Origin of the sequence: Sphingobacterium sp. UBA2610 (assembly GCF_002339225.1) — a bacterium.
GTDB classification, from domain to species: domain Bacteria; phylum Bacteroidota; class Bacteroidia; order Sphingobacteriales; family Sphingobacteriaceae; genus Sphingobacterium; species Sphingobacterium multivorum.
In genome coordinates, this window is the sequence record NZ_DDKA01000006.1 from 41,085 (window position 1) to 67,038 (window position 25,954).

The window sequence follows — 25,954 nt, forward strand, 5'->3', positions numbered from 1 at the left end:
TATTGAGTCTATTGACTAGGCTCAATACTCAATACTAGGTACTTAATACTTAAAACAAATATGGCAAATTTAAAAGAAGTAAGAAACCGGATTACCTCGGTATCATCAACACAGCAGATCACGAAAGCTATGAAAATGGTTTCGGCTGCTAAATTGAAGCGCGCTACTAACGCTATCTTACAATTGCGCCCATATGCGAATAAACTAAGAGATATTTTGGCGGATGTTTCTGCGAGTGTTGAGGGAAGTAACTCTCCTTTTACAGTGGATCGCGAGCCAAATAAGGTATTAATCGTTGTTGTTTCTTCTAATAGAGGTTTGGCTGGAGCATTCAACGCAAATGTTATCAAAACGACTAATAACTTGATCTTTAACAAATATGCTGAGCAACATGCTAAGGGCAATTTGAGTATCATTGGTATTGGTAAAAAGGGTTATGACTTCTACTCGAAACGTAACTTCAATGTGGTAGCTAATCACTCTGATTTGTTTTCTGATTTAAATTTTGGTTCTGTATCTGTGGTGACTGAATTTATCATGGAGCAATTCAAAGAAGGTAATTTTGATCGTGTTGAAGTGGTTTATAATCAGTTCAAAAATGCTGCAGTTCAAGAGTTGACTGCAGAACAGATTTTACCCTTATTACCTGCGGAGGAAAACAAACAACATACGCATAAAGCAAAAATAGAAGCTGAGGTGGATTATATCATCGAGCCTTCCAAAGAGAAGATTATCGAGGAATTGATTCCTAAAGCAATCAAGATTCAATTATACAAAGCTGTTTTAGACTCGAATGCTTCTGAGCATGGAGCACGTATGACGGCAATGGATAAAGCTACAGAGAATGCCGGTGACTTAATCAAATCACTGAAGCTATCTTACAACCAGGCACGTCAAGCTGCAATTACAACAGAATTGACGGAGATCGTATCTGGTGCAGCAGCATTATCAAACGGATAATCCTTTATTCGGAAATATATAAAAAAGGTGATAATCTTTCGATTATCACCTTTTTTATATATGCTATTTTTTACCATCGAATTAAGGCTGAACCCCACGTAAATCCTGCTCCAAAAGCTGCCAAACATACGAGATCACCGTCTTTAATCTTTCCTTCTTCCCAAGCCTCGCATAGTGCTATCGGTACAGAGGCTGCAGTGGTATTACCATATTTCTGAATATTGTTGAATACCTGATCCTCCCTTAATCCAAGTGTTTTCTGTACAAATTGCGAAATGCGAAGATTGGCCTGATGTGGAATTAGTAAATCGATATCATTAGTTTTTAAATTATTTTTTGCTAGCGCTTCATGAATAACCTCAGGGAATTTGATAACAGCTTTTTTGAAGACGGCCTGTCCATCCATATTTGGAAACGCAGTCCCATCTTCGAGCATCTCCTTGGTCATCAATAATCCCCCCAATTCTTGGTCCGGCCAATCGGGCATTTTATCCAGCCAAATTCCACTGGATGCACCAGGATAATACATAGCTAGCTTTTCGGCATCGTCTCCGTCTGAATGTAAGTGCGTGCTCAGGATTCCTTTGCCGTTTTCGGTTGTGGGTTGCACAACCACTGCTCCGGCACCATCGCCGAAAATAACAGAAACGGCTCGTCCTCTCGTAGAAAAGTCAAGTGCAAAAGAGTGTTTCTCCGAACCAACCACTAGCACATTTTTGTACATCCCTGTTCTGACAAATTGATCGGCAATAGAAAGTGCATATATAAAACCTGAACATTGGTTTCTAATATCCAGTGCCCCGACCTCCTTCATCTTCATTTCCCGTTGCAGTAGAACGGTGCAGCCCGGGAAATAATAATCTGGCGATAAGGTGGCAAAGATGATGAAGTCGACATCTTCAGGTGTAATATGGGCTCGTTCGATGGCAATTTTAGCGGCTTCGACCCCCATAGTGGTGGTGGTTTCGCCAATTCGGTCTGCATATCTACGTTCTTTAATGCCAGTTCGTTCCTGAATCCATTCGTCACTGGTATCCATAAAGCGTGTTAGGTCATTATTGGTATATACGTTTTTTGGAACGTAATAGCCAATTCCTGCAATTTTTGACTGTAACATAATAAATTCCTCTAATTGATTGTATTCTTCCCTTTTATATTATCGTTAATTTAGAAAAAAATATTCTATTTTTGCAGCATGGGTACCCAAACTGCTGAAGAAACCTTTACGTTAGAAGAGATATTAGCCTCTGTGAAAGAGTCTAATCGACTCATTTTGTGGAATGATGAAACCAATACGTTTGAACATGTGATTCATTGTCTCATCTATCATTTACAATATACCGAGAAGCAAGCTGAGAAGATTGCCTGGAAAGTACACACTGAGGGGAAATGTGCTGTATTGGAAGGCACCTATACGGAGATGGAAATCTATCGTAAAATTCTGAAAGCCGAGGGATTGACTGTTTCTGTGGAGTAATTTACTATTCTTTTGTTACCGTAATAATATGGTTACGCTTCAGTTTTGTCTATAAGTTTTAGTTTTCTTTGCACTATAACTTATAAACTAAGCTGAAGCATGTTTTTTTACGCTAAATCGTTTAAATCTTTCTTATTTGTATTTTTTTTACCTGTTGTCCTTTTTGCTCAAACAGGTCAAATCAAAGCTATTTTAGTTGATAGCGAAACCTCTAAACCTATTTCATCGGCTAGTGTCGCGCTCTTGGACGCCCATAGTAACGTTCTTGTTAAGGGGGGACAGTCTGTATCCCAAGGATTCCTTTTGTTGTCTGATATTAAACCTGGGAAATATATTGTCCGTATCACTTATGTTGGCTACGAGCCACAAACTATAGATAGTATAGCGGTCTTAGGGGGTAAAAGTAAGGACTTAGGTCGAATTGCTTTGAAACCTACAGGTAATATGTTGAATGAAGTTGTTATTGAAGGACGAGCTCCAGCCATGCAGATTGGTATAGACCGTAAAACCTTCAATGTAGGGGAGAGTTTGGTCAGCGCGGGTGGAACAGCGACTGATGTGCTTGCGAATGTTCCCACTTTGCAAGTTGATCAGGATGGATCGGTCAGTTTGCGTGGATCAAGTAGTGTGAAGATTTTAATAGACGGCCGGGAGTCTGCTTTAGCAGGAAATGATGTAACTTCTTTGCTTCAGAGTCTACCTGCCAATTCAATTGAAAAAGTTGAAGTCATCACAAATCCATCCTCTAAATATGATGCAGAGGGCCAAACTGGGATTATCAATATTGTTTTAAAGAAAAATATTCGAACAGGGCTGAACGGATCGATAAATACATCCGCTGGTTCTTATGATAATTATATGGCTGGTATAACATTGAATTATCGTGATCGGAAATTCAATTACTTCGGATCCTATAACTTCAATAAACGAAACATGTTGGGAAGTGGGAAAACGGACAACACGTTTTTTGGTGATAGCACGCGTAATTATAGCGAATCCGAATCGTCAAGAAAGGGCAATAGCCATACGGTAAAAGCTGGGTTTGATTATAATATGTCAGATCGAACTTCATTGAGTTTTTCGGGTAATTTAAGTATACGTGATAACAAGCGAATAGAGGACTTGAATTATGAGTTCTTCAAGCAATCGCAGATGACAGGAACGAGTGTTCGAAATTCAACGCAATTTGAGGACGATCTGGGTTATGAATTAAATGCTGATTTTAAACATCAATTTAAGCGAGAAGGAGAGGAGTTGACGGGGAATGCAAGTTATGGAAGAGACAAGGAAGATGGTACAAATGATTTTTCTCAAAATTATACCGATGGACGGAAGGCCACTTCACGGAAGAATGTTACGTCTGAGGATGGCAAGAATATCAACCTTCAATTAGATTATGTTTTACCTTTCTCTGAAGTAAGCAAATTTGAGGCGGGTTACCGTTCTCAAATCAGAAAGTCATTTGATACCCAGTTTTCCAGATCACTCGATTCTATAGGTAACTATGTGCCAGATTATAGAATCAGCAACGATTTTGATTTCACGAGTACAGTCCATGCGATCTATGCGAATTATCAAAATAAATTAACGGATAAAATTGGCTATCAAATCGGACTACGTGGAGAACAATTTGAGCTGAAGTCTACCTATTTCTCCAAGGATCCAGCTGCTGTGGAAACGGAATCCAATGCTAAACAGAAATTTTTCAGGTTATATCCAACACTGTTTTTAACCTACGATGTTGGTGAAAATGGGGATAAAGTTCAATTTAGCTACTCGCGCCGTGTTCAACGGGCTCGTGGTTGGCAAGTTAACCCATTTTTAAACGTATCCGATGATTTGAATTATCGTCAGGGAAATCCGAATCTGAAACCGGAAGATGTGCACAGTTTGGAAATGAGCTTTGCCAAAACCTTTGGTAAAGTAAACCTCATATCTTCGGCTTATTTCAATCACGCAAGTGAGGTTATTCAGCCATTTGTTTACAAGATAGAGGATGGAAGAACATACAGTAGATGGGAGAATATGACCAGTCGTAATCTTTCGGGTTTTGAGTTTATTTCAAAGATCAACGCAACGAAGGATTTTGACTTTACATTTAATCTCAATTTGATCCACATTCAGTATAATGCAAACCCGGACTATGATATTAAAGAACGAAAGGATTTCGCTTATAATGCTAATCTGACCGCTAATTATCGTTTTACGCCAACATTTTCTGCACAAGTGCGCGGCGAGTATAATTCTTCCCGTGTAATGGCTCAGGGACAGATGAATACAATGAAAGGTATGGATCTGGCCTTGAAAAAAGATGTGTTTAAGAAGAAAGCTTCAATTATGTTGAATGTTAGAGATGTATTTAATTCGCGGAAAATGAATGGTGTGACAGAAACCTCTCAACTTATATCCAATTTTGAGCACCGTTGGATGAAGCGGATGGTAACTTTATCACTTTCCTATCGGTTTGGTAGCCAAGATTTAAACAAATCAAAGAAGAAAGAGTCAAATACAAATGAAATGGGCGGTGGAGAGGAATATTAAAAAATATTCCTCTTTATACACTCAAATGCTTAAATTTAATTTTAAAACAAACCTAAAACTAAAAAGAATGAAGTTATTAAAAACAGTTCTTGCGGTATCGGTGATTGCTTTTTCAGCACATCTTAATACTGCCGTAGCGCAAGCAAAAAAAGAGGTTCCTGCTTACAAAATCTTAGATTTACCTCGTGTAGATATCAAGAAATTTAAAAAGAATAAAGCTGGAGCCTATGTTATTTTTGATGGTACTTCGCTGGAAGGCTGGAGAGGATATGATAAGACCGTAGTCCCGAAAAGATGGGTAATTAATGAGGGGGCGATCAAATTTGATAGCCAAGCTAATGTTGGTAAAGAAGAAGGCGGAGATTTGGTCTTTGCTCATGATTTTAAGAATTTCGAATTGGAGATGGAATGGAAAGTTGCTAAAGGAGCAAATTCGGGTATCTTCTTTTTAGCGAAGGAAGTGGAAGGACAGCCGATTTATATCTCGTCTCCAGAATGCCAGGTCCTGGACAATGAAAACCATCCTGATGCTAAAATGGGGGTAGATGGAAACCGTAAATCGACTTCATTGTACGATATGATTCCTGCCAAGCCGCAGAATGGTAAACCGTATGGCGAGTGGAATAAGGTTAAGATCAGAGTAAACAATGGCAAGGTCGAGCATTTTCAAAATGGTGTAAAGGTTGTTGAATATACATTATGGGATAAGTCGTGGATTGATTTATTGCAAAAAAGTAAATTCAGTGAAGAAAAATGGCCTTTGGCTTTTGAATTGTTGAGCCATGTTGGTGGCGATAGCAAATCAGGGCTTATCGGTCTTCAGGATCATGGAAATGATGTCTGGTTTAAGAATATTACCGTTAAGGTTCTAAAATAGAAAAAGCAGCTTTAAGCTGCTTTTTCTATTTGCTATAGTATCGATTGTAACTCTTTTAAGTCGATAATCATATGTGATACATCGTCCGGTTTTTCAATAACATTTGGGTTAAAGAAAATGGCATCCATGCCTACATTTACGGCTCCACGGATGTCGGCATCCAGGTTATCTCCAATCATCAGTGATTGCTGCGCCCGAGCTTGAGCAGTCGTCATAGCGAACTCAAATATTCGGGGGTCCGGTTTATTCACGCCGATGACTTCCGAAATAAAAATATGTTTGAAATATTTGCTGAGGTTGCTTTTTTCCAGTTTGGTCTCACAGGCCTCTTTAAAACCATTCGATATCAGGTGAAGATTGTATCTGTCACCCAAATAAGCCAAGGTTTCATGTGCATGTGGAAACAGATTTGTTTTTTTTGGACAGATAGCGAGGTATTCCAGTTCGAATTCTTCAGGAAACAACTCCGGATCGACACCGAGCTCAGTAAAGGTGTCGGCAAAGCGTGCTTTCCTGAGTTCTGGTTTTGATATCTTTCCGTGATGATAGAGCCCCCAAAGGCGATGATTGTTAACCGTATAAGTTTCTATAAAACGAGTGGATGACTCTTGATTGAACAAGTGATCAAACTTGTATTTAAAATATAACTCGTGCAGACTTTCTTCGGCATTTTTATCAAAATCCCATATGGTATGATCGAGGTCGAAGAAAATGTCTTTTTTCTCGTGATTAAACATATACAAAATTAAAACAAATTAATTTTAAATTCCAAGTCAGTTGGGTTAGCTAGTGATGAAATTAAAGGTCACTTTTAGCGCTATCGGGTTTCCGATGGTTTATATGAGTCTGTTTGTTGATTTTAGTCTTATTGCGAATCGGTTAATTTTCTTCTTTGTGTCATAATCCTTCGGATATTTCCGAATACATAGGTGAATACCTATTTTTGTCACATGAAGAAAGCGCTGTTACTCTTTTATTTTCTATTGTTCTATGCGGTTATGCAACTGATATGGTGGGGGGTGATGTTTATTCGTTTTGATCCGAGTAAAAAGAACATGATCATAGGGGAGGGAATATTCTTCTTGATTATTTTCTTGTGGGGTGCATGGCGATTGAAGCGACTGGTTGAAAGGGAGCAGAAACTGTTGCAGCAACAGCAGAACTTTCTTTTGGCTATCACACATGAACTTAAATCGCCGTTGGCTTCTGTCAAATTGTATATTCAAACGATTTTGAGACGTGATCTTGACAAGGAGCAACAACAAACGTTCTTGAGGAACTCGCTGAAGGATATCGAGCGTTTGGATGATCTGGTTGAAAATGTATTGATGACAACCAAGTTGGACAGCCGTAACTACAGTATGCCGAAAGAGGATTTTAATTTTACTGCTTTGGTAGAACAGGTTGTGGATAGACTTCAAAAGAATTCCTGTAGTTCGCAAGTCTTGAAACCTTATTTGGAGTCGGATATCATTATTCATGCTGATAAGTTTGCGATTAGTAATGTGGTTACTAATCTGATAGAAAATGCGATTAAGTATTCACCGGCATGTGCTATGGTGGATGTGAAATTATATACGGAGAATAATAAAATAATTTTTTCTGTTGCTGACCATGGTATCGGTATCAGTGATGAAGAGAAAAAACTTATCTTTAATAAGTTTTATCGCGTGGGAAGTGAGGCAACACGAAAAACCAAAGGCACAGGTTTGGGGTTATATATCGTGAAAACCGTATTGCAGAAGCACGACGCGACCATAAAAGTTAAAGATAACACTCCTAAAGGGAGTATTTTTGAAGTAACATTTGAAAGAAATGCAAAGTAAACAAAGAATATTACTTGTCGAAGATGAAGAACACTTGTTAGAAGCTATCAAGTTGAATCTCGAAATGGAAGGTTACCGTGTTACTACGGCTACCGATGGAAAAAAAGCACTAAAAGTCTTCAAGGAGGAACGTTTCAACTTGGTGGTTTTGGATGTGATGATTCCCGAAATAGATGGATTCCAAGTAGCTGAAACTATTCGACTGCAAAACACTGAAGTTCCTATCATGTTTTTAACTGCGAAAAATAGCAGTGAGGATCGAATTACGGGTCTTAAGAAAGGGGCGGATGATTATTTGGTAAAACCTTTCAACTTAGAAGAATTGATCCTTCGCGTTGGAAATTTGGTGCGTCGTGGCATGAAACCGGTTGATTTGAAAGAACTAAATTCTTATCAAATCGGTGATAAAACGATCTATTTTAATTCGTATGAGCTACATCATGCGGATGGCACGATCACTTCTTTGACAAAGAAGGAGACTATGCTGTTGAAACTGTTGATTGAACGACGTAATGAGGCAGTATCACGGGAACAAATATTGGAGACCGTATGGAATTACGATGTTTATCCATCTACGCGTACCATCGACAATTTTATCTTAACCTTCCGAAAATATTTCGAACCAGATCAAAAGCATCCGATTTATTTCCATTCTATCAGAGGTGTTGGTTATAAGTTTACCGACAATAACGCATAGGTAGAAAGAGATGATGACAATCAAGGCTAGAATAGCCGTTATTTTTATTGCTGCATTATTTTTAGGCTATGGCTTATACCAGGGGCATTATCAAACTGCTGTGCTGATAGCGGGTGGAATAGGCTACTTGATTTGGAGTCATTTTAGAGAAGGGTCCGTTTTTTTGGCAACGCAGGCTTTTCATAGACAAGATTATGAAAAGGCAAAAAACTTGCTTGCTGAGATAAAGAATCCGGATGCACTTCGTAAAGGCAGGCGCAATTTCTATGAATTTATGATGGGAAACATTGCGCTTAAAGAGGAACGTGTCGATGAGGCTGAATATCATTTTCAGCTAGCTTCGCGTCTGCCTTGGAAAAAAGATAATGAAAAGGGTATGGTTATGATTAATCTAGCAAATATAGCGCTGCGAAAGTTGGATTATGAAAGAGCTAGAGCTTATACAGATGTTGCCAATAAGTTACATCTGACGGCTAGGCAGAACAGCATTATTACAAAAATAGAAAACGAAATTTCAAAACATTTATAGTGAGTACTACTTTACAAAACGACTTATTGATTAGAGCTGCGTTCTCGCAGCAAACGGAAAGACCTCCTGTGTGGATGATGCGTCAAGCTGGACGCTTTATGAAGGAATATTGGGATATCAAGAATAAATATTCCTTTTTGGAGATGTGCAAAACACCAGAAATTGCTGCGGATGTCACTATGCTCCCAGTAGATTTGCTAGGCATTGATGCCGCTATTTTATTTTCTGATATTTTAGTTACAGCTGAAGCTATGGGAGGGGATCTGTCCTTTGAGCAAGGTGTCGGTCCTCGTTTTTCTAATCCTGTTCGCTCTGTAAAGGATGCTGAAGCTTTGTCTACCAACTGTTTGGATAAATTGCAGTATGTTGCTGATGCAATCAAGGTCATTCAACAACGTCTTGACAGCCGCATCCCTTTGATTGGTTTTGCGGGCGCACCATTTACAATTTTAAGTTATTTGGTTGAAGGTGGATCTTCAAAAGATTTTAAGTTAACGAAGTTGATGTTGAACAATCAGCCTGAGTTAGCACATCTGATCCTTCAAAAGATTGCAGATGTAACGGTTGAATATCTTAACATGCAGATTGCAGCCGGAGTAAATGCAATTCAATTATTTGATAGCTGGGCCTTGGCCTTATCTTGGAATGATTATCGTGATTTTTCGCATTATTATAATAAGCAGATTATTGCGAAGTTGAACCGTAAGGATATTCCAGTCATTTCCTTTTGCAAAGGATCTTCTGTTTTTGCACCAATGATGGTCGAAGCGCAACCTGATGTTGTTTCTATCGATTGGAATGCAGATTTAAAAAATATTAAACAATCTCTGCCGCAGGGTATTGCTGTTCAAGGGAATTTGGATCCATTTGTTTTGTATGCAGATAAACCTGTTATCAAAAAGAAGATTATCGAACTATTTGAGCGCATGAGAGGTGAAAATGGTTTTATTTTCAATTTGGGTCATGGTATTATGCCGGATATTCCTTTTGATAATGTAAAATATGCCATTGAGGTTGTAAAGGAATTTAGCTATTAGTTTGCTATCCACTTCAACAACAAAAACGACTTGCCTCTGGCAGGTCGTTTTTGTTGTTACATGCTACAATCTCGTGTTTTTGATAGTGTTCTTTTGTATAATGGATGTAAGATTTGTGCAATTGATGTTTGGACGTATTGATTGCTCTTAACTTTTCTTATTTTTGTACCTATGGTCTATTTATATGCAAAAGCAGTTCATATTATCTTTGTGATTTGTTGGATGTCAGGTCTGTTCTATATGCCTCGACTCTTTATATATCATACAGAAGCTAAGGACAAGAGTCAGGAAGCATTTGATGTTTTGCATAAAGAATTCAGTAAGATGGAAAAATTACTGTGGTGGGTAATTACTACTCCTGCGATGTACATCACAGTCTTTTCTGCACTAGTTATGTTATGGTATTCTCCTGGCTTATTATCCATGGGGTGGATGCATGTAAAACTGACATTCGTTCTGGGAATGATAATTTATCATTTTACCTGCCAGAAGATTATGTTCAAATTAAGCCGTCAAGAATCCAAATTAACCTCAACAAAACTCCGTTTGTTTAATGAGGTCGCGACAGTTTTATTATTTGCGATTGTTTTTACTGTTGTCTTAAAGTCAGCCCTGAATTGGATATTTGGTGTTTTGGGGCTCTTAATTTTATCCATCGCTTTAATGATGGCCGTAAAACTTTATAAGAAGTACCGGAACAAGAAAGCATAACAAAATGTTAAATTCGTCTGGTTTCTTAATCCTTTTTTATGCTGTGTAGTCGAAAGATTATAAATTGAATCGGATTATGTACAGGAAAATTTTGGTGACGGTCTCGTTGCTTATTGTCGCAAAGGCTGGGTTCGCGCAGCGATACAGACCTTTTGGAGGAGCATTAAATATCTATTCTACTGATGTTCCATTTTTTCTTTATATCAACAACGTTTTGTATAACAATAGAGCTTCCACGGATATCAGGGTCCCCAATTTGACGAGTCGTCGTTATGATCTGCGTATTGTGTTTGCTGATAGGCAGCAACGAACGTTGAACGGTAGCGGCGTGCAACTTGTCAATAGAAATGGACAATATATGAATGTTGTATTTTCTGTCAGTAGCAGACGTGGAAATAGGGGGATTATCTTGGAGTCCATGAATCCTGTTGATCGGTATAACAACGGTAATTATCGTGAGGATTTACCTTATACTAACCGGGATGGATATCGCAATGAACAAGGTAATGATCGATACAGACAATCAGAAGATCGAGACGATTTGCCAGACAATAATCGTGAAGGATATAACAAAGGATGGAATAATGATCGATATAGGCAATCAGGAGACGATAAGGTTTATCGCGACGTTGTAGCGAATCAAAGAGGATATGCTGAAAATGAAGATAATGATCAGTCTGATAACGGAGTAATGAAAAAGACGAATTCTAATCGATTGAACGATCTATTGAATCAGAAGGAAAACGATCAGGATAGGCTTGCTGTAGCTGCTCGGGAATTAAAAAGTATGCGCCTAAGTGTTACTGAAATTGTTGATTTAATGGAACTTTTTATACGAGATGATAATAAACTGGCTTTTGCCAAATATGCTTATCCGACCTGTGTGGATAAACAGCATTATGAGAGAGTAGGGGATGCCTTATCGTTCAGTTCAACCCGGGAGAAGCTAGTGGATTTTTTAAAAAAATAAAATGAGCATTTTGCTCCTTTTTTATTCACCGCCGAAGCAGATATATTTTAATTCCATATATTCATCCAAACCGTGTTTAGAACCTTCACGACCTACACCAGATTGTTTTACTCCACCAAAAGGAGCTGCTGCATTTGAAATAAGACCTGTGTTAATACCTACCATGCCAGCTTCTAGCTGTTCAGCAACACGAAAACAGCGATTTATATTTGTACTATAGAAATAGGAGGCTAGGCCAAATTCAGTAGCGTTGGCCATTGCTATTCCATCATCTTCTGTTTTGAAACTGAAAAGAGCGCAAATAGGACCAAAAGTCTCCTCGCGGAATATAAGTGCTTCTTTCGGGACGTTGGTCAGGACAGTTGGTTGGAAAAATAGGTCTTTGATGACCTTTCCTCCTGTAGCCAATTCGGCACCATGATTTAACGCGTCTTGCACATGATGCTGCACTTTTTCTAGCCCTTTTGTATTGATTAATGGACCTACCTGGACGCCTTTGTCAAGTCCATTGCCAACTTTCAATTTACTGACAGCATGGCTAAGTTTCATCGAAAACTCATCATAGACATCTTCTTGGATTAGAAACCTATTGATGGAAACGCAAGTTTGCCCTGAGTTTCTAAATTTTCCGGCAATAGCTCCTTCGACTGCAGCATCAATATCCGCATCGTTAAAAACCAAAAAAGGAGCATTACCACCAAGCTCCATAGACACTTTTTTAATGTTAGAGGCTGATTGTTCTATGAGTGTTTTTCCGACTTCGGTTGAGCCTGTGAAAGATAGTTTTCGTATGAGGTTGTTCGTAGCGAGTTCTTTGCCGATACCAGCACTATCTTTTCCAGTAATCACATTAAAAACGCCTTTTGGAATCCCAGCATCTTCAGCCAGTTTAGCCAAAGCTATAGCAGAAAATGGTGTTTGAGATGCCGGTTTTAGCACAATGGTACAACCAGCTACCAAAGCTGGAGCAACCTTTCGGGTGATCATCGCTAAGGGGAAATTCCAGGGTGTAATTGCAGCAACAACTCCGACCCCTTGCCTAATTGTAAGCATTCTAGTTCCTTTTTTTTGAGAAGGTATCGTCTCACCATAGGCCCTTTTTCCTTCTTCTGAAAACCATTCTACGAAGGAACTACCGTAGTCAACCTCTACCCTCGATTCGCTAAGGGGTTTGCCACTTTCTAAGGTCATGATTTCCGCTAGATCGTCTTTATATTGCTGAATAAGATCGTACCACTTTCGGACGGTGTTGCATCGTTCCAGTACAGTTGTGTTTTTCCAGCTTTTCCACGCCTTGTCAGCATCAATTATGGCTTTAGTACAGTCAGCTACTTTTAGATCTGGCAACGAAGCAATAACTTTCCCTGTTGCAGGATTTACCACATCAAAGGTGTGTTTTGACTTGATAAATTTGCCATTGATATAGGCACTGTCAATTAAAAGTGTATTTTTCATCGATGTAAATTTAATTGTCACAAGTATAATTAGAAGATTTCTGAACTAAACTTCACTTCAATATGATCGTTGTTTGTTCAAATGAATCTCTCTCGCTCAGATTTTGACGGTATTGTGCAAAACTCATTTTTTCCAAACCATCGATAGCGATTTTTAGCAAAATAATCATAGAGCGCATCTCTCCATTTGAGTGGTAAAATCTTCAGTAAATAACATGTCATGTATGGGAAGCCCAATTGCTTACAAATCTTTAAAACAGCTTCACTTTTGAGATAGATACCGGTTGGAGATAGGAAAACAATGGAGTCAGTATTTTTGGGAATATTTGTTAGTGTGGTCCGGGCAAATTCAGACTGCAAAGAACTAAATAAGAATTTCTTTCTGCGATCTATTCTTAATAATAGTTGAACAAAGCGATTACAGATCAAGCAATCACCATCGAAAAAGATGATATATCTCCCTTGTTGTTCCATATTATAAAGTTACTTCTATTTATTGAAAGTACTGCCACAACAAGATCATAAAAGGGAGAGATTTTATCATTAACCGAGTTTAGTCCTCTATGTAAAAAAGGCGGTGTTTCTATTGGAAACACCGCCTTTTTTAATTCCTTTTTATAGGTTTTTCATGATTGTATGTCCCATACGATCCCTTTTGGTTTTTAAGTACTCTTCGTTAAAGGGATTTGCAGTTATTTCAATAGGTACATTTTCTATAATTTCAAGACCATAACCTACTAGGCCAGCACGTTTTGTCGGATTATTTGACATAAGACGCATTTTTGTGACACCAAGATTTCGAAGAATCTGTGCTCCGACACCATAGTCTCTTAAATCTGCTTTAAATCCTAATTGTACATTGGCATCTACCGTGTCCAAGCCATTTTCTTGTAACTTGTAAGCATGTAGCTTATTGATCAGTCCAATACCGCGACCTTCTTGATTCATATAGACAATAACACCTTTCCCCTCTTGCTGGATCATTTCCATTGCTTTGTGCAATTGAGGACCACAGTCACAACGGCAAGAACCAAAAATATCACCCGTAACACAAGAGCTGTGCACCCGCACCAAAATAGGCTCATCTTCATTCCACTCGCCTTTGTAAAGCGCTAAATGTTGTTCGCCAGTGTCTTTTTGTGTAAAGGCTTTCATCTTAAAATCACCAAATTGCGTTGGCATATTAACAGTGACTTCTTCATTGATTAAAGAATCGTGCTTAAGACGGTATTCAATTAGATCTTCAATACTAACGATCTTTAAATCAAATTTTTTAGCAACCTCTATTAGTTCTGGAAGTCTGGCCATTTCACCATCTTCTTTTAGAATCTCAACCAATACACCTGCTGGTTCAAATCCTGCTAATCGAGCCAGGTCAACGGTAGCTTCAGTGTGTCCTGTGCGACGTAATACGCCACCATCTTTTGCTATTAGCGGGAAAATATGTCCTGGTCTACCTAATTCTTCATAATGAATATTAGGATCAATCATTGCTTTAATTGTTTTCGAGCGGTCTGACGCAGAAATTCCGGTTGTACAACCGTATCCCTGTAAGTCAATGGAAACTGTAAAGTTTGTTTCATATACTGCTGTATTCTGTCCCACCATTAGATCCAGATGTAATGCATCTGCTCTTTCTTTTGTAATTGGGGCACACACTAGTCCACGACCATGAGTCGCCATAAAGTTGATGATTTCGGGAGTTGCATTGCGGGCAGCTGTGACAAAGTCTCCTTCATTTTCGCGATCTTCGTCATCCACGACGATTACTACTTTTCCTGCTTGTATATCAGCGATCGCTTCTTCGATCGTGTTTAATTTGAAATCCATTTATTGTGATATATTGTAATTGGTACAAAGTTAGTGTAGAATCTAAATTTATTTATAATAGCGTTGTCACAATCTAATGTGATTCTTTCAATTTATTCTTTTTTGCAAGCTTTTCCTTAATCCATTTCCAAGCGGCTTCTACTTTTAATTTATATTGATCAATATCAAATAACGCGGAATCTGTCGTTGACTTGTATGTTAGAAAAGCGGCCAATGGTGTTAAGACAATAATGGCCATCCACATGCCAACGGCTGATGATATGGCACCATCTTTAGCTGTTTTTTCTGCTACTGTAGAGATAATGTGATAGATCAGAAAGAAAATGATGGCCATCACCACAGGAAGACCAAGTCCACCTTTTCTGATAATGGCTCCTAGTGGAGCTCCAATTGCAAATAGTAAGAGACAGGAGACAGCTAGGGTAAACTTGCGATGCCATTCAATACGATAACGGATATCTTTCGATTTGTAATCTTTAAATTCAAGTGTACGGCCGTTTAGATCTTCCTTTAAATAATTCAATTGGTTCAGCGCATTCATAGTGATTTGTGCTCGTTGTTCTTGTGGAACGAGATCGGTAAGCAAATTTTTAAAAGGTTTGATCTTAGCCTCTTTGACCTTTGGCTGTCCGGGTTGATTCACACTAAAATATTTCGAATAGATATTATATCGGGTGTCTAATGTACGGACGATTGCCTTTCCCATGCTGTCTATTTTGATATGATTGGAATCGATGTACATGTCTAACTGTTTCAGGTTTAACATGGCATGGTGGCTCTTGAAGAGGTTTTCGTCAGTTTTACCCTGTTGAAAACTTCCCATATCAAACTTTTGCTCTGTTTCCTTAAACTTAAACCGCGTAAATTGCTGGCGTGGATCGTAGGTCTTGGAGTTTTTAGTCCGTGCTTCCTCGTAGCGGATACCATCCTTAAGTTTAAGGATCATATAATTGTTGTCAGGAGAGTTATAGATATACCCTTCTTTGGCCATAAGTACATTATTGGCTGTATTACCGCCACGATGATCATAGATCATCAAGTCATAGAGAATTGTTCCCGCTTTGTTTTTTCCTCTAGCGCGGATTGAGTAACCTGGAATGGTGTTGTTAAAGATTCCGGGTTTGATGAGGAAATCTGCCTTTTTATTACGTACATCAGTAAGTAGCGTACCCATTTTTAGGTTCACTACGGGGAGAATATAATCGGAGAACAGAAAAGAACTTGTTGCGAAAATTGCAACGAGTATAAATAGCGGGGTCATTGCTTTACGTAAAGATACGCCTGCAGCCTTGATTGCAACTAATTCATAGCTTTCACCCAGATTTCCGAAAGTCATAATGGAGGAAAGGAGCATGGATAAAGGCATTGCCATTTGGATTTGAACAACGCATTGATATCCAATTAGCTCCATGATGGTATACCATTCAAATCCTTTTCCAATCAAATCATCAATGTACTTGAATAGGAAAAGCATCAATAAGACAAACATCACAATAAAGAATGTGACAATAAATGGTTTTATGAAAGCTTGAAGAATAAGTAAATGAACCTTTTTCATCCGTGACGCAAAGCAAATTGATGCCTTTACATTAAGGCATCTCCCAACTAAGAAGCTCCTGCTGGAGCCCCTAGTGGAAATATATTGCAAAGATAGGCTTTTTTATGCACCTATAACACTTTGAAGATAGACTATTGAATTTTTCCAAATTAACTTTCTATTTTCAAGGTCTTCTTCTTTAGCGTAATCTGTTATCTTAAGAGCAACATCATTCGTTAGCTCGTCTTGATCGATCTCCAGATCGAAATAATAGGGATCATCATCTAGCCATTTAAAGCGTACAGATTTATTTTCTTTTGATGCTACAATTTTTGCTCGGTGAGGTTCATCATCCCAAATGAAAGTATAAACGGTGTCTTTATAGTTTACATCATCTGCAAACCATTGCGCCAATTCGTTTGGTTCTTGCAAATACGGAAATAAAATTCTAGGTGAAGAGTTGATGATATATTCTAGTTGGAATTTTATTTTATCTGCCATAAAAATGTTTTTTTAAATTTTAGTTTGTTTAAATCAAAAATAAGCTATATTTGCATTCCCAAAAATGGCGGGGTAGCTCAGATGGTTAGAGCGTTGGATTCATAACCCAAAGGTCGGCAGTTCGATTCTGCTCCCCGCTACAAATCTCTTCCAAAATTGCTTTTTATTGCATCAACTTATTATTTGTAATAATACATATTTATTTTGTTATTGCAAGTTTTTTTGTAAAAAGTTGCTCCCGTTTTTTAATAAACATGTTGTTTTTTGGGCTGTCAATTTTTTTAAGTTCATTTTCTATTTTTCAATGCTAAATTTATTGAGTTAAAAATGAGTTTGTTGTGTTTAATACAAGTTTTAAATAGGCCAGAATCAGTAAAAAAATAAAAAAATCTTTTGAATTGACATACGAAGTGGTATATTTGCATACCGAAACGGCGGGGTAGCTCAGATGGTTAGAGCGTTGGATTCATAACCCAAAGGTCGGCAGTTCGATTCTGCTCCCCGCTACTAAAAGCATCAATCTTAACAAGATTGATGCTTTTTTTATGATTGCATGTATTTCCTTTTTATCGCATTTCCTTTTTTTCGCTGCTGGCAAGATTACATCTATCTTTGTATTGTTTTATGGATAATATTTAAATAATGAATATAAGACCTATACTAACCCTATTTTGCTTTTTTATCTGCCATCATGTTTTTGCACAACAAGGCACAAAAAGCCACGTCGTTACACATCAACGGAAAACCATTCTATGTGATGCACAGAAAGGCGAGAATTCTTACCCGGCTTGGGGAGTATTTCCAAAAGAAAATTATCCTATACGAAAGGTTACTATGTTTGTTACGCTGGGGAGCCCGGATAGTTTGCGCACGGCGCATTGGGACTATTTGGATCACATCGTATTACGTCGTAAAGGAGGGAAAAATGGACCAGCACTAAATTATGAATTAGGAAGAATGCTTACGCCATATGGTAGTATTTACAATAAGGGATGGAGTTGGAAGTGGCAGGTCGATGTAACTGATTTTGCTCCTTTCTTAAGGGATAGCGTGGAAATTGTCTATACTCATTCTGGTTTTGAGGACAAGACTGTGGGATGGGCACTTACCGTAGATTTTGAAATTTTATCAGGTCCACCAGTTGTTACCCCATTGGGAATAACAACGCTGTGGAATAAAGCCTATAAATATGGGGATGTCAACGAAAAGATAGCAGAAAATCTACTGCCAATAACATATACCTCGAGTGCGGGAGCAGCATTGAGCCGAATACGCATTCAGCATACAGGGCATGGTATGGATAAACCACGTGGCTGTAGCGAATTCTGTAGCCGGTGGCGCGAACTAACCTTCGATGGAAAGACTGTGGACAAACGTGATATGTGGAAGAAATGTGGGGGTAATCCACTTTATCCACAAGGCGGGACCTGGGTACATGACCGCGCATATTGGTGTCCTGGAGATTTACAGCAGCCTGATTTTATTGATGTATTTACTAAAGTTGGTACCCATCAAATTGCCTTACAGATGGAACATTATACAGCGACTGATAATGTGCAGGCTGTCGAAAATATATCCGCTTACTTGTTTCAATATTCTGCCCCTAAGCAAAAAGTTGATGTTGCCGTTGAGTCAATAATGGTTCCAAGTGATGAACAGCGTTTTTCTCGATTAAATCCGGCGAGTGTTGGCCCAAGGATCTCTTTCAGAAATTTAGGTGCTGAGCCGATTCGTACCCTAGAAATTGTTTATGGCACGAAGGGATTCCCTGCCAGAACTTTTCATTGGAAAGGTAATCTTTCTTTTAATCAGGTTGCAGAAGTTATACTGCCTGGAGAAATACAAGAAAGAGATCAGGAGAATGTATTTACGGTATCACTTCTAAAACCGAATGGCAAGTCGGATGCGTGGCCTATAGACAATAAGGCGGAAAGCGTCTTTACCGCGCTGCAGCTATTTCCCACTGATTTTGTTTTGGAGTTTATGACCAATAATAAACCGGCGGATAATCGTATATTTCTAATTAATGCAAAGCAGGATACGGTCTTTCGCAAAAATGGCGCCCAACTGGCTGCGGCAACGATGTATAGAGATACTTTACACCTTAATGATGGAAACCACTCACTCTCTTTGGCCGATACCGCAGGTAACGGACTGCAGTTTTGGGCACAACCTGAAAATGGTGATGGCCATTTACGAATCTTCGATTTGAAAGGAAACCTTATTCATGCTTTTGAAAGCGATTGTGGAAATGGCGAAATGTTTAGTTTCCATGCTAAACGTGGATTTGAGACGGGTCTAAGTTCAACGCAATATGCCTTCTCGCTTTATCCAAGGTCGGTTGTGGATAAGACTCAACTAAGCGTAGTCTCCAATGAACCGAGTGAGATGACTGTGCTTTTTATGGTTGATGGCGTTTTGTGGCAAAAACACGAATACAAATCCATTCAACAGGCTGTGCTGAATTATGATGTGAGTCATTTACCATCAGGAAGAATAATCGTAGAAGTTTTGATGGATGGTATTAGCCAGTTTAAAGGACGAATAAATAAAAGATAACCGGATAAAGAAAAGCGTGAAGATATTTTGTGCTTAGATTTTGAAGAATTTGATAAAAAAAGCTCCATTATGGAGCTTTTTTTCATCTGTTTAATCAATTGTCGTCGTAAGCTAAGCCTTTCCAGTCTTCTCGCTGTAAGTACTTCAGCATTAAAAAGAAGATGAACCATGCAAGTCCAGCTAAGATCCAAATTAGTGTTTCATAGTGGAAAATGGTTTTATGTAAGTATCCCAAAATACCCAATAGACCTAATATCAGTAGATTAGTTATTGCTTTTGAATTGGATTGACTAGCCTTCGAAAACGGATAGCTTTTGACAATAAAAAGCATAATCAGAATACTTTCGATACCGCCAATAGCGGAAGATAATAGCAGATCATTAATAGAACTGAGACCAAATAGTGGTACACAGATAGAAAGAAACAGAATGTTGAACGGTAAAACATATTTGATAAGACATGCTTTAAGAACTCCAGTCATCAGTTGTCCTGGTTTTTGTATGGGAGTCACATGGTAGACCCAGGCCGCTTTATATTTATTACTTTGCGTAATAAGCTGGAAAACGGTTAGTATGGTTAATAACGAAAGATAAAACATAATTATATACAAGCCTGAATCACGAAGCTTCGCTATTTTGCCAGCTATTGGGAGATCATCTCCTGTACGTAGAAATAAAAAAACGAAATAAATAGGTAGATAAGCCAACGAAGGGTATAGCTGTTGCTTAAATTCTCTCGTTTTAGAACTTATCAGCCATACAATGCTAAATCCTGCCTCTTCAACCGGGGATGAGCAAACCTTCGAGGAAATTCTTTTATATAAAGGTAATTGGGATGGATTATTTCGAGTTAATTGTGAAGCTTCATCAGGAAGGCTATCGGCGGTTGCAAGTGCAGCTATTTTCGCATTAAATCCACGTGAAAATAGCTTAGTACAAGCGTAAATACCAGCAAGAGGAGTTAGTATTCCTAATGTTGATAAGACGACCATATGTACACTGTGGCTGCCAAAGAGTAATGGTTGAAATGATGCAATCCAGGTACTTGGGAATATCCAAAGAAATCTGAGCTGTTCCATCGTTAAATGAGATTCTACAATAGATTGAATCAAATTAGGGCCAACATAATAGGATAGGAAAAGAACTAGCGAGAGACCGATCTGTATATAAGTAATTACATCTTTAAACTTTTGTATGGGGAGATATTTGATGCTAATCAGATAAAATCCGTTGACAAATATCAGCGCGATCAATGTGCTTAGTATAAGCTGCAGACATAGAAGAAGGACGGAGACGATATCCCAATTGAAAGATACATAAATAAGCACAGGTAAGGTTAACGCAATTACTTGATTAAAAAGCTTGATTGCAATAAAAGTTATTCGGGAAATAGCTAAAGTCTTATCATTAACTGGTCTGGGCATAATGATATACTGATCCCGAGTATCTAATAGTATGGGCGAAAAATCGGACACCAGTGTAATACTTAACATGCTAATGAAACTGAGTAGCATGATCGAAATGGCTAAGTACCTATCTGGAATCGACAAAATAATGACCATGAATATCAGGCCAAAGATGAGATACAATAAGAATTGTAAAATCGATGACGACGAAGATGATTTTCCCGAGCTACGTTTGCGAAAGCTAATAGGCTTTCGATTATCTAGGATTATTTTGGTTTCTAAGATGATTTTAAACTGTTCATAATTGATACCTAAGCCTTTCCAAACCCCACGAAAAAGAAGGATAAATTTTAAGATAAATTTTTCCATGTTATTGAATTGCTGTAATGATATTGGAAGCGTCCAATGCGCTGCTGCCCGTATTGGTTAATTTAGCAAATATATGCTCCAATGATTCGTTAGGATCTGTTTTTAGTTCCTCAATCGTACCATCCGCAATGATGCTCCCCTGGTTTATCAGTAAGATCCGATCAGATACTTTTTCAACAACGTCCATCATATGTGAACAATAGAAAATTGTTTTCCCTTCTTTTGCAAGTAATGAGATAAGTTCTTTAACAAAGATAACAGCATTAGCATCGAGTCCAGATAATGGTTCATCCAGCACGATAATTTGTGGGTTATGAATAATTCCTGAAATTAAAAGTACTTTTTGACGCATTCCTTTGGAGAAGGTATCCATCCTATTATTTACATTAGATTCAAGGCCAAACGCCGCTAACAGTTTTAAGGAACGTTCCTGAATGACCTTATCTTCCATTCCATAGAGTTTACCTACAAAATCCAGGTATTCCATGGGAGTCAGTACATCATATAATTCTGCGTTTTCGGGAACATATCCCAATAATGCTTTTACTGCAAGTGGATCTTTTTGAATATTGATGCCATTAATTTCTACAGTGCCTGTGAAGTCCTCGATAAGTCCTGTTAATATTTTAACAGTTGTGGATTTGCCGGCACCATTTGGGCCAATATATCCGATAACTTGACCTGGGAATATGTCGAGGTTGATTCCTTTCAATATTTCTTTTTCTCCGTATGACTTTTTTAGGTCAACAATCCGGATGAGAGGTAATATACTTTCCATATCATTATAATCTTCAAAGTAAACTTACATAAAAAATTGGAGTTATAGTTTCCAATTGAAAAGTATATGATACCTAATTTTGAGAAGAAAGTCTTTATTTTAATCAATGGAAAAGGGACCTTCCGGTCCCTTCAAAAATTATGTTATTTTCGGAAAAACTACCTATCGTTTTTAGGATATCCCTCTTCATCGAGATCATCTCTCAAATCTTCTTCGTTCTCGGCTAATTTCTTGTCCAAAGGGGATAAACGTTCATGATCAAAAGTCTCGATTCGCATGTTAGCATTATCTAGATCTTCCTCTTTGAGTTCATCTTGTGTTGCATACTCATCTCCGACAAAAGGATTAGAGTCATCGTATGTTGAATCATCATCAATTGCACCTTCAGCTACTGTATCGTAGTCAGCCGGGTGATCGTAGTCTGGATCGTTGTCATCGACATCCATTTCATAACTGTCAAGTTCTTCATTAAAAGCAAGGTCCTGCTCTTTATCTGGATAGTCTTCTTCGACTTTCCCATTTTTACTTTCTTTTTTCGACATAATCCTGCTAATTTTTATTTATCTGTAAAACAGTTCCCGTAAAAAAAAGTTTTTGATTTATCTGTGAAAGCGAATGTTCCAGTGCCACTAGGAGGTCAGGAATGTGAAGATTCTTTTGGAAAGATAAAATCCAAAAAATGGTTAAAGCAGTAAAACAATATAATTATATGTTTGTTTTATTTTAAAATAGGAATTATGATCTTCAAGCGTTTAAATTATCAGACTTTACAGAGTTTACGCCTACAAGGCTACAATATTTTATTGACCATTGGTCGGGCTGAAGATGAGAACCCAATTTATTTCCCAATGAAATTGGAATCTTTTAATTCCAGTAGCTCAAATTTTGACAGTCATGATGCAGCGACCTTTCAAGGAAAGAAGATTCTTATTTTGGATGAAGCCATTCAACGCTCTTTAAATCACGATCTTAATGGTGTAATCCAACTCGACAATTAAGCACTATTTTTAGCTCTTTTATAAGAGCTGGGTGTAATATTTCTTTTCTTCTTATAGAAATTGGTTAGGTGACTTTCATCATTAAATCCGAGTTCTTCTACAATTTGTTTCATCGTGTATCTATTGGATGCTAGTCGCTCCTCAATTAGTTTAATACGAATATCGTCTATATACACTTTGTAGCTTTTTGAATATCTTTTTTTAAAAAAGGCCCCAAAATAATTTGCTGAAATTTGGAACTGATCTGCAATCGACTTGATTTGTAATTTATCCGGGAAATAGATATTTTGCTGTATGTATTGCTCGATCTCTTGAGACAATTCATAAGACTCGTTAATAGGTAGCTCCAGATCTGTCAATATATTTTCTACTAAAGCGAAAAGGGACATTGTCTGGTGGAATATAAAAATTGATGCCGCTTCATCTTCACTCTCATATTGTTGAATTAGCGAAATTACCCGCTCGATCAGTTTTTTATTTTCCTTTTTAAGGGATAGGCTCTTATTTAACAATGTCTTCGAGTTAAAGATATCAACCGGGTTGTGAGTAAGTCTAAAATTTTGTTGTATAAAGTGCAGATCTTTAAAGTAGGAGTTGGAGAAATAGAGTACAAATGCAGTTGTATCTTTTTTTGTCTCAAGTGTTTCGAAATCTTTATTCAAAAAAAGTAAATTCTCTTTGGAAAATTTTAAATTATTCCCTTTCGATACGAGTGTGCCTTCGGCTATATAAACTAACGCAAAATCAAAACCCGTTTTATTGAGTTCTAATTTTTCTTTATGCTTGATTTTTTGAGATTCGAAAGATAAATTCATCATATGTACAGAGTCTATTGGAATAATCGCTACAAACCTAAGAAAAATGGATTAAAGACCTTGCTATTTCCTCTTTTAAACCGGCATGTAATACAGTTGCGTATTCACCATAAAATAAATCATTCGTTATTTTAAACGATTATCAGGTACTTTTTGCATTTCTGGTCATCTGTTCAATAGCATCCCATTGATCTTCAGGAATAATATCCAATCCATTGAACTCACCTGCTCCCTTAAGCCACTCGCCGCCATCTATCGTGATAACATCACCGTTGATATAACTGGCGTAATCGGATACCAGATAGGCCGCGAGGTTGGCCAATTCCTCCAGTTTGCCCAAGCGGCCCAAGGGGATACGTTTGGCAGGCGAGAGAAGTTCGCCTAATTCACCTGGAAGTAGCCGTTCCATGGCACCTGAAGTTTGGAATGGACCCGGAGCTATAGCATTGAGTCTTATCCCTTTTTTTCCCCATTCAACGGCTAACGATCGAGTTAATGCAAGAACTCCGGCTTTAGCTGTTGCAGAAGGAACAACGTAGCCAGAACCCGTCCAAGCATAGGTTGTGACGATACTTAGTATAGCTTTATTATGTTCGTTGGCCTCAATCCAACGCTTGCCCAGTGCTAGGGTATAGTTTATACTACCTTGGAGAACGATACCAATAACAGATTCGAAGGCGCGGTGGCTTAAACGTTCGGTAGGGGAGATAAAATTTCCGGCAGCATTGTTTATGAGTATATCTATCCCGCCAAAATGTTCATATCCACAGGAAACGACGCGCTCGACATCCTCATAATTTCGGACATCTCCAGCTACTGCAAGACATTTCGCCTGATATTTTTCCGACAATTCGTTCGCTGTATGCTGTATAACATCATCTTTACGGCTCGTGATCAGGCAAGAGGCGCCAAGCTCGAGAAAGTAATCTGTCATGGCTTTTCCGAGGCCTGTACCACCACCCGTAATCAAAATTCGTTTTCCTTTTAACGCGTTTTCCTTTAACATACCCATATGCTGTCCAGTTTTTATGTATCCTTAAGTTACACAAATTTGGGATAAAATAAAAGCCAAGGCCAGCGGTGAAAAATAGTTCGGGAATAAATGAAGGAAGAGATGTAAACAAAAACAGGAGCCATTCGAAGAATAGCTCCTGTTTTAAAAATTTCCAATTCTGGTAATGGAATGAATTATGCTTATGCGCCCAATTGTACGCGTTTGAAAGCAGTTACAGTTAATCCTTTGGAAACTGAATCTAAGAATTGAGCGATGTTTTTAGAAGAATCTTTTACGAATTCTTGGTTTAACAAAGTTGTGTCTTTGAAGAATTTATTCAATTTACCTTGAGCGATTTTCTCAGCCATTTCAGCAGGTTTACCTTCAGCAATGATTTGCTCTTTAGCAATAGCGATTTCACGCTCGATTGTGTTTTGATCAACACCATCTTTGTCAATTGCGATAGGGTTCATTGCGGCAATTTGCATTGCTACATCTTTACCTGCTTCTTCAGCACCAGCAGCATCAGCAGAAAGACCTACTAATACACCTAAACGGTAGTTACCGTGAATATAAGCGATAACCTTTTCAGCAGTGATAGTTTCGTATTTAGAAACGTCAATTTTCTCGCCAATTACACCAGTTTGCTCGATTAATAAATCAGCGATGTTTTTGCCATCAAGTTCCAAACCTTTTAATTCTTCCAAAGAAGCAGGTTTACTGTTTAATGCAACGTCTGCAATTTTTTCAGCGAAAGCAACGAAGTCTGCGTTTTTAGCTACGAAGTCAGTTTCACAATTAACTTCAACTACGATACCTGATTTACCATCAGCAGTAGCTTTAGCGATGATAACACCTTCGTTAGAGTCGCGATCTTGACGGCTAGCAGCTACTTTAGCGCCTTTTTTACGCAAGTAATCTACAGCAGCTTCAAAGTCACCATTAGACTCAACTAAAGCTTTTTTACAATCCATCATACCAGCGCCAGTTTGTTGACGCAATTTGTTCACATCTGATGCAGAAATTTGTACTGACATGTTTATTTCTTTTTATTATTATTTACGACTGAAATTTGTACAATATTAACTT

Annotated in this window: 25 protein-coding genes and 2 tRNA genes; 14 read left to right on the plus strand and 13 right to left on the minus strand. The window is 38.1% G+C overall.

All coding sequences use genetic code 11. The features are described 5' to 3' along the window. Window positions 1-60: 60 nt before the first annotated feature. Entirely contained in the window at window positions 61-960 is a 900-nt protein-coding gene (gene atpG / locus B4Z47_RS04330) for an ATP synthase F1 subunit gamma (protein ID WP_070563149.1), read from the plus strand. Window positions 961-1,030: 70 nt separating this feature from the next. Here atpG and B4Z47_RS04335 read toward each other — a convergent pair whose 3' ends face one another. Continuing rightward, window positions 1,031-2,077 carry a 3-oxoacyl-ACP synthase III family protein gene (locus B4Z47_RS04335; protein ID WP_286726876.1) on the minus strand — a complete coding sequence of 349 codons (1,047 nt, stop codon included), beginning with the start codon at window positions 2,075-2,077 and terminating at the stop codon, window positions 1,031-1,033. A 78-nt stretch (window positions 2,078-2,155) separates the two neighbouring features. On the opposite strand from B4Z47_RS04335, the gene B4Z47_RS04340 reads away from it, so the two are divergent. From B4Z47_RS04340 to B4Z47_RS04350, 3 genes are all read left to right on the plus strand, one after another. Next, window positions 2,156-2,437, plus strand: coding sequence for an ATP-dependent Clp protease adaptor ClpS (locus B4Z47_RS04340; protein WP_046671971.1), 282 nt, complete (start codon window positions 2,156-2,158; stop codon window positions 2,435-2,437). A 99-nt stretch (window positions 2,438-2,536) separates the two neighbouring features. Next, window positions 2,537-4,978: a TonB-dependent receptor domain-containing protein gene (locus tag B4Z47_RS04345; RefSeq protein ID WP_286709744.1), complete on the plus strand. Its 2,442-nt coding sequence runs from the start codon at window positions 2,537-2,539 to the stop codon at window positions 4,976-4,978. A 67-nt stretch (window positions 4,979-5,045) separates the two neighbouring features. After that, entirely contained in the window at window positions 5,046-5,855 is an 810-nt protein-coding gene (locus tag B4Z47_RS04350) for a 3-keto-disaccharide hydrolase (protein WP_083295832.1), read from the plus strand. A gap of 32 nt (window positions 5,856-5,887) precedes the next feature. On the opposite strand, the gene B4Z47_RS04355 is transcribed toward B4Z47_RS04350, so the two are convergent. Continuing rightward, the gene (locus tag B4Z47_RS04355; protein ID WP_070563144.1) at window positions 5,888-6,592 is read right to left on the minus strand and encodes a YjjG family noncanonical pyrimidine nucleotidase; all 705 of its coding nucleotides are present in this window, start codon (window positions 6,590-6,592) and stop codon (window positions 5,888-5,890) included. 213 nt (window positions 6,593-6,805) lie between these two features. Here B4Z47_RS04355 and B4Z47_RS04360 point away from each other — a divergent pair, with 213 nt between their 5' ends. The 6 genes from B4Z47_RS04360 to B4Z47_RS04385 all read left to right on the plus strand — a co-directional run bounded on the left by B4Z47_RS04360 (window position 6,806) and on the right by B4Z47_RS04385 (window position 11,625). Beyond that, a complete protein-coding gene (locus tag B4Z47_RS04360) occupies window positions 6,806-7,681 on the plus strand; it encodes a sensor histidine kinase (RefSeq protein ID WP_070563141.1) in 876 nt (291 codons plus the stop codon). Beyond that, entirely contained in the window at window positions 7,671-8,378 is a 708-nt protein-coding gene (locus tag B4Z47_RS04365) for a response regulator transcription factor (protein ID WP_286726878.1), read from the plus strand. The genes B4Z47_RS04360 and B4Z47_RS04365 overlap by 11 nt, the downstream gene beginning before the upstream one ends. 10 nt (window positions 8,379-8,388) lie before the next feature. After that, the gene (locus tag B4Z47_RS04370; RefSeq protein WP_236560284.1) at window positions 8,389-8,907 is read left to right on the plus strand and encodes a hypothetical protein; all 519 of its coding nucleotides are present in this window, start codon (window positions 8,389-8,391) and stop codon (window positions 8,905-8,907) included. After that, window positions 8,907-9,944, plus strand: a complete 1,038-nt coding sequence (hemE, locus tag B4Z47_RS04375; RefSeq protein WP_070563136.1) for a uroporphyrinogen decarboxylase — start codon at window positions 8,907-8,909, stop codon at window positions 9,942-9,944. The genes B4Z47_RS04370 and hemE overlap by 1 nt, the downstream gene beginning before the upstream one ends. 171 nt (window positions 9,945-10,115) lie before the next feature. Continuing rightward, on the plus strand, window positions 10,116-10,655 hold the full coding sequence (locus B4Z47_RS04380; protein ID WP_070563133.1) for a CopD family protein: 540 nt from the start codon (window positions 10,116-10,118) through the stop codon (window positions 10,653-10,655). Between the two features lie 76 nt (window positions 10,656-10,731). Continuing rightward, window positions 10,732-11,625, plus strand: coding sequence for a DUF4476 domain-containing protein (locus B4Z47_RS04385; RefSeq protein ID WP_286726880.1), 894 nt, complete (start codon window positions 10,732-10,734; stop codon window positions 11,623-11,625). A 21-nt stretch (window positions 11,626-11,646) separates the two neighbouring features. Here the strand turns inward: B4Z47_RS04385 and B4Z47_RS04390 are convergent, their stop codons facing one another. The 5 genes from B4Z47_RS04390 to B4Z47_RS04405 form a co-directional block, all read right to left on the minus strand. After that, entirely contained in the window at window positions 11,647-13,080 is a 1,434-nt protein-coding gene (locus tag B4Z47_RS04390) for an NAD-dependent succinate-semialdehyde dehydrogenase (RefSeq protein ID WP_286726881.1), read from the minus strand. Window positions 13,081-13,157: 77 nt separating this feature from the next. Continuing rightward, window positions 13,158-13,553, minus strand: coding sequence for a thiol-disulfide oxidoreductase DCC family protein (locus tag B4Z47_RS24685; RefSeq protein ID WP_070563123.1), 396 nt, complete (start codon window positions 13,551-13,553; stop codon window positions 13,158-13,160). 141 nt (window positions 13,554-13,694) lie between these two features. Further along, complete coding sequence (locus B4Z47_RS04395) at window positions 13,695-14,909, minus strand: bifunctional 3,4-dihydroxy-2-butanone-4-phosphate synthase/GTP cyclohydrolase II (protein WP_070563122.1); 1,215 nt, start codon at window positions 14,907-14,909, stop codon at window positions 13,695-13,697. Window positions 14,910-14,982: 73 nt separating this feature from the next. Beyond that, window positions 14,983-16,467: an LptF/LptG family permease gene (locus B4Z47_RS04400; protein ID WP_070563119.1), complete on the minus strand. Its 1,485-nt coding sequence runs from the start codon at window positions 16,465-16,467 to the stop codon at window positions 14,983-14,985. A gap of 102 nt (window positions 16,468-16,569) precedes the next feature. Next, a complete protein-coding gene (locus tag B4Z47_RS04405; RefSeq protein WP_070563117.1) occupies window positions 16,570-16,947 on the minus strand; it encodes an START-like domain-containing protein in 378 nt (125 codons plus the stop codon). Between the two features lie 66 nt (window positions 16,948-17,013). Between B4Z47_RS04405 and B4Z47_RS04410 the strand changes: the two genes are divergently transcribed. From B4Z47_RS04410 to B4Z47_RS04420, 3 genes are all read left to right on the plus strand, one after another. After that, window positions 17,014-17,087: transfer RNA gene (locus B4Z47_RS04410), tRNA-Met, on the plus strand. 293 nt (window positions 17,088-17,380) lie between these two features. Beyond that, window positions 17,381-17,454, plus strand: a tRNA-Met gene (locus tag B4Z47_RS04415). Window positions 17,455-17,589: 135 nt separating this feature from the next. Then, window positions 17,590-19,506, plus strand: a complete 1,917-nt coding sequence (locus tag B4Z47_RS04420) for a peptide-N-glycosidase F-related protein (RefSeq protein WP_159333396.1) — start codon at window positions 17,590-17,592, stop codon at window positions 19,504-19,506. Between the two features lie 94 nt (window positions 19,507-19,600). Here B4Z47_RS04420 and B4Z47_RS04425 read toward each other — a convergent pair whose 3' ends face one another. The 3 genes from B4Z47_RS04425 to B4Z47_RS04435 form a co-directional block, all read right to left on the minus strand. Continuing rightward, window positions 19,601-21,280 carry a hypothetical protein gene (locus B4Z47_RS04425; RefSeq protein WP_159333395.1) on the minus strand — a complete coding sequence of 560 codons (1,680 nt, stop codon included), beginning with the start codon at window positions 21,278-21,280 and terminating at the stop codon, window positions 19,601-19,603. Between the two features lies 1 nt (window position 21,281). After that, window positions 21,282-22,058, minus strand: coding sequence for an ABC transporter ATP-binding protein (locus B4Z47_RS04430; RefSeq protein WP_070563110.1), 777 nt, complete (start codon window positions 22,056-22,058; stop codon window positions 21,282-21,284). Window positions 22,059-22,216: 158 nt separating this feature from the next. Then, window positions 22,217-22,600 carry a hypothetical protein gene (locus B4Z47_RS04435; protein WP_070563107.1) on the minus strand — a complete coding sequence of 128 codons (384 nt, stop codon included), beginning with the start codon at window positions 22,598-22,600 and terminating at the stop codon, window positions 22,217-22,219. Between the two features lie 195 nt (window positions 22,601-22,795). Between B4Z47_RS04435 and B4Z47_RS04440 the strand changes: the two genes are divergently transcribed. Then, window positions 22,796-23,056, plus strand: coding sequence for a hypothetical protein (locus B4Z47_RS04440; RefSeq protein WP_070563105.1), 261 nt, complete (start codon window positions 22,796-22,798; stop codon window positions 23,054-23,056). On the opposite strand, the gene B4Z47_RS04445 is transcribed toward B4Z47_RS04440, so the two are convergent. From B4Z47_RS04445 to tsf, 3 genes are all read right to left on the minus strand, one after another. Then, window positions 23,053-23,874 (minus strand): helix-turn-helix domain-containing protein, encoded by an 822-nt coding sequence (locus B4Z47_RS04445; RefSeq protein WP_083295829.1) that lies wholly within the window; start codon window positions 23,872-23,874, stop codon window positions 23,053-23,055. The genes B4Z47_RS04440 and B4Z47_RS04445 overlap by 4 nt on opposite strands. Window positions 23,875-24,013: 139 nt before the next feature. Continuing rightward, window positions 24,014-24,877, minus strand: coding sequence for an SDR family oxidoreductase (locus B4Z47_RS04450; protein ID WP_083295831.1), 864 nt, complete (start codon window positions 24,875-24,877; stop codon window positions 24,014-24,016). 188 nt (window positions 24,878-25,065) lie between these two features. Beyond that, a complete protein-coding gene (gene tsf / locus B4Z47_RS04455; protein WP_070563096.1) occupies window positions 25,066-25,902 on the minus strand; it encodes a translation elongation factor Ts in 837 nt (278 codons plus the stop codon). Between the last annotated feature and the right edge of the window lie 52 nt (window positions 25,903-25,954).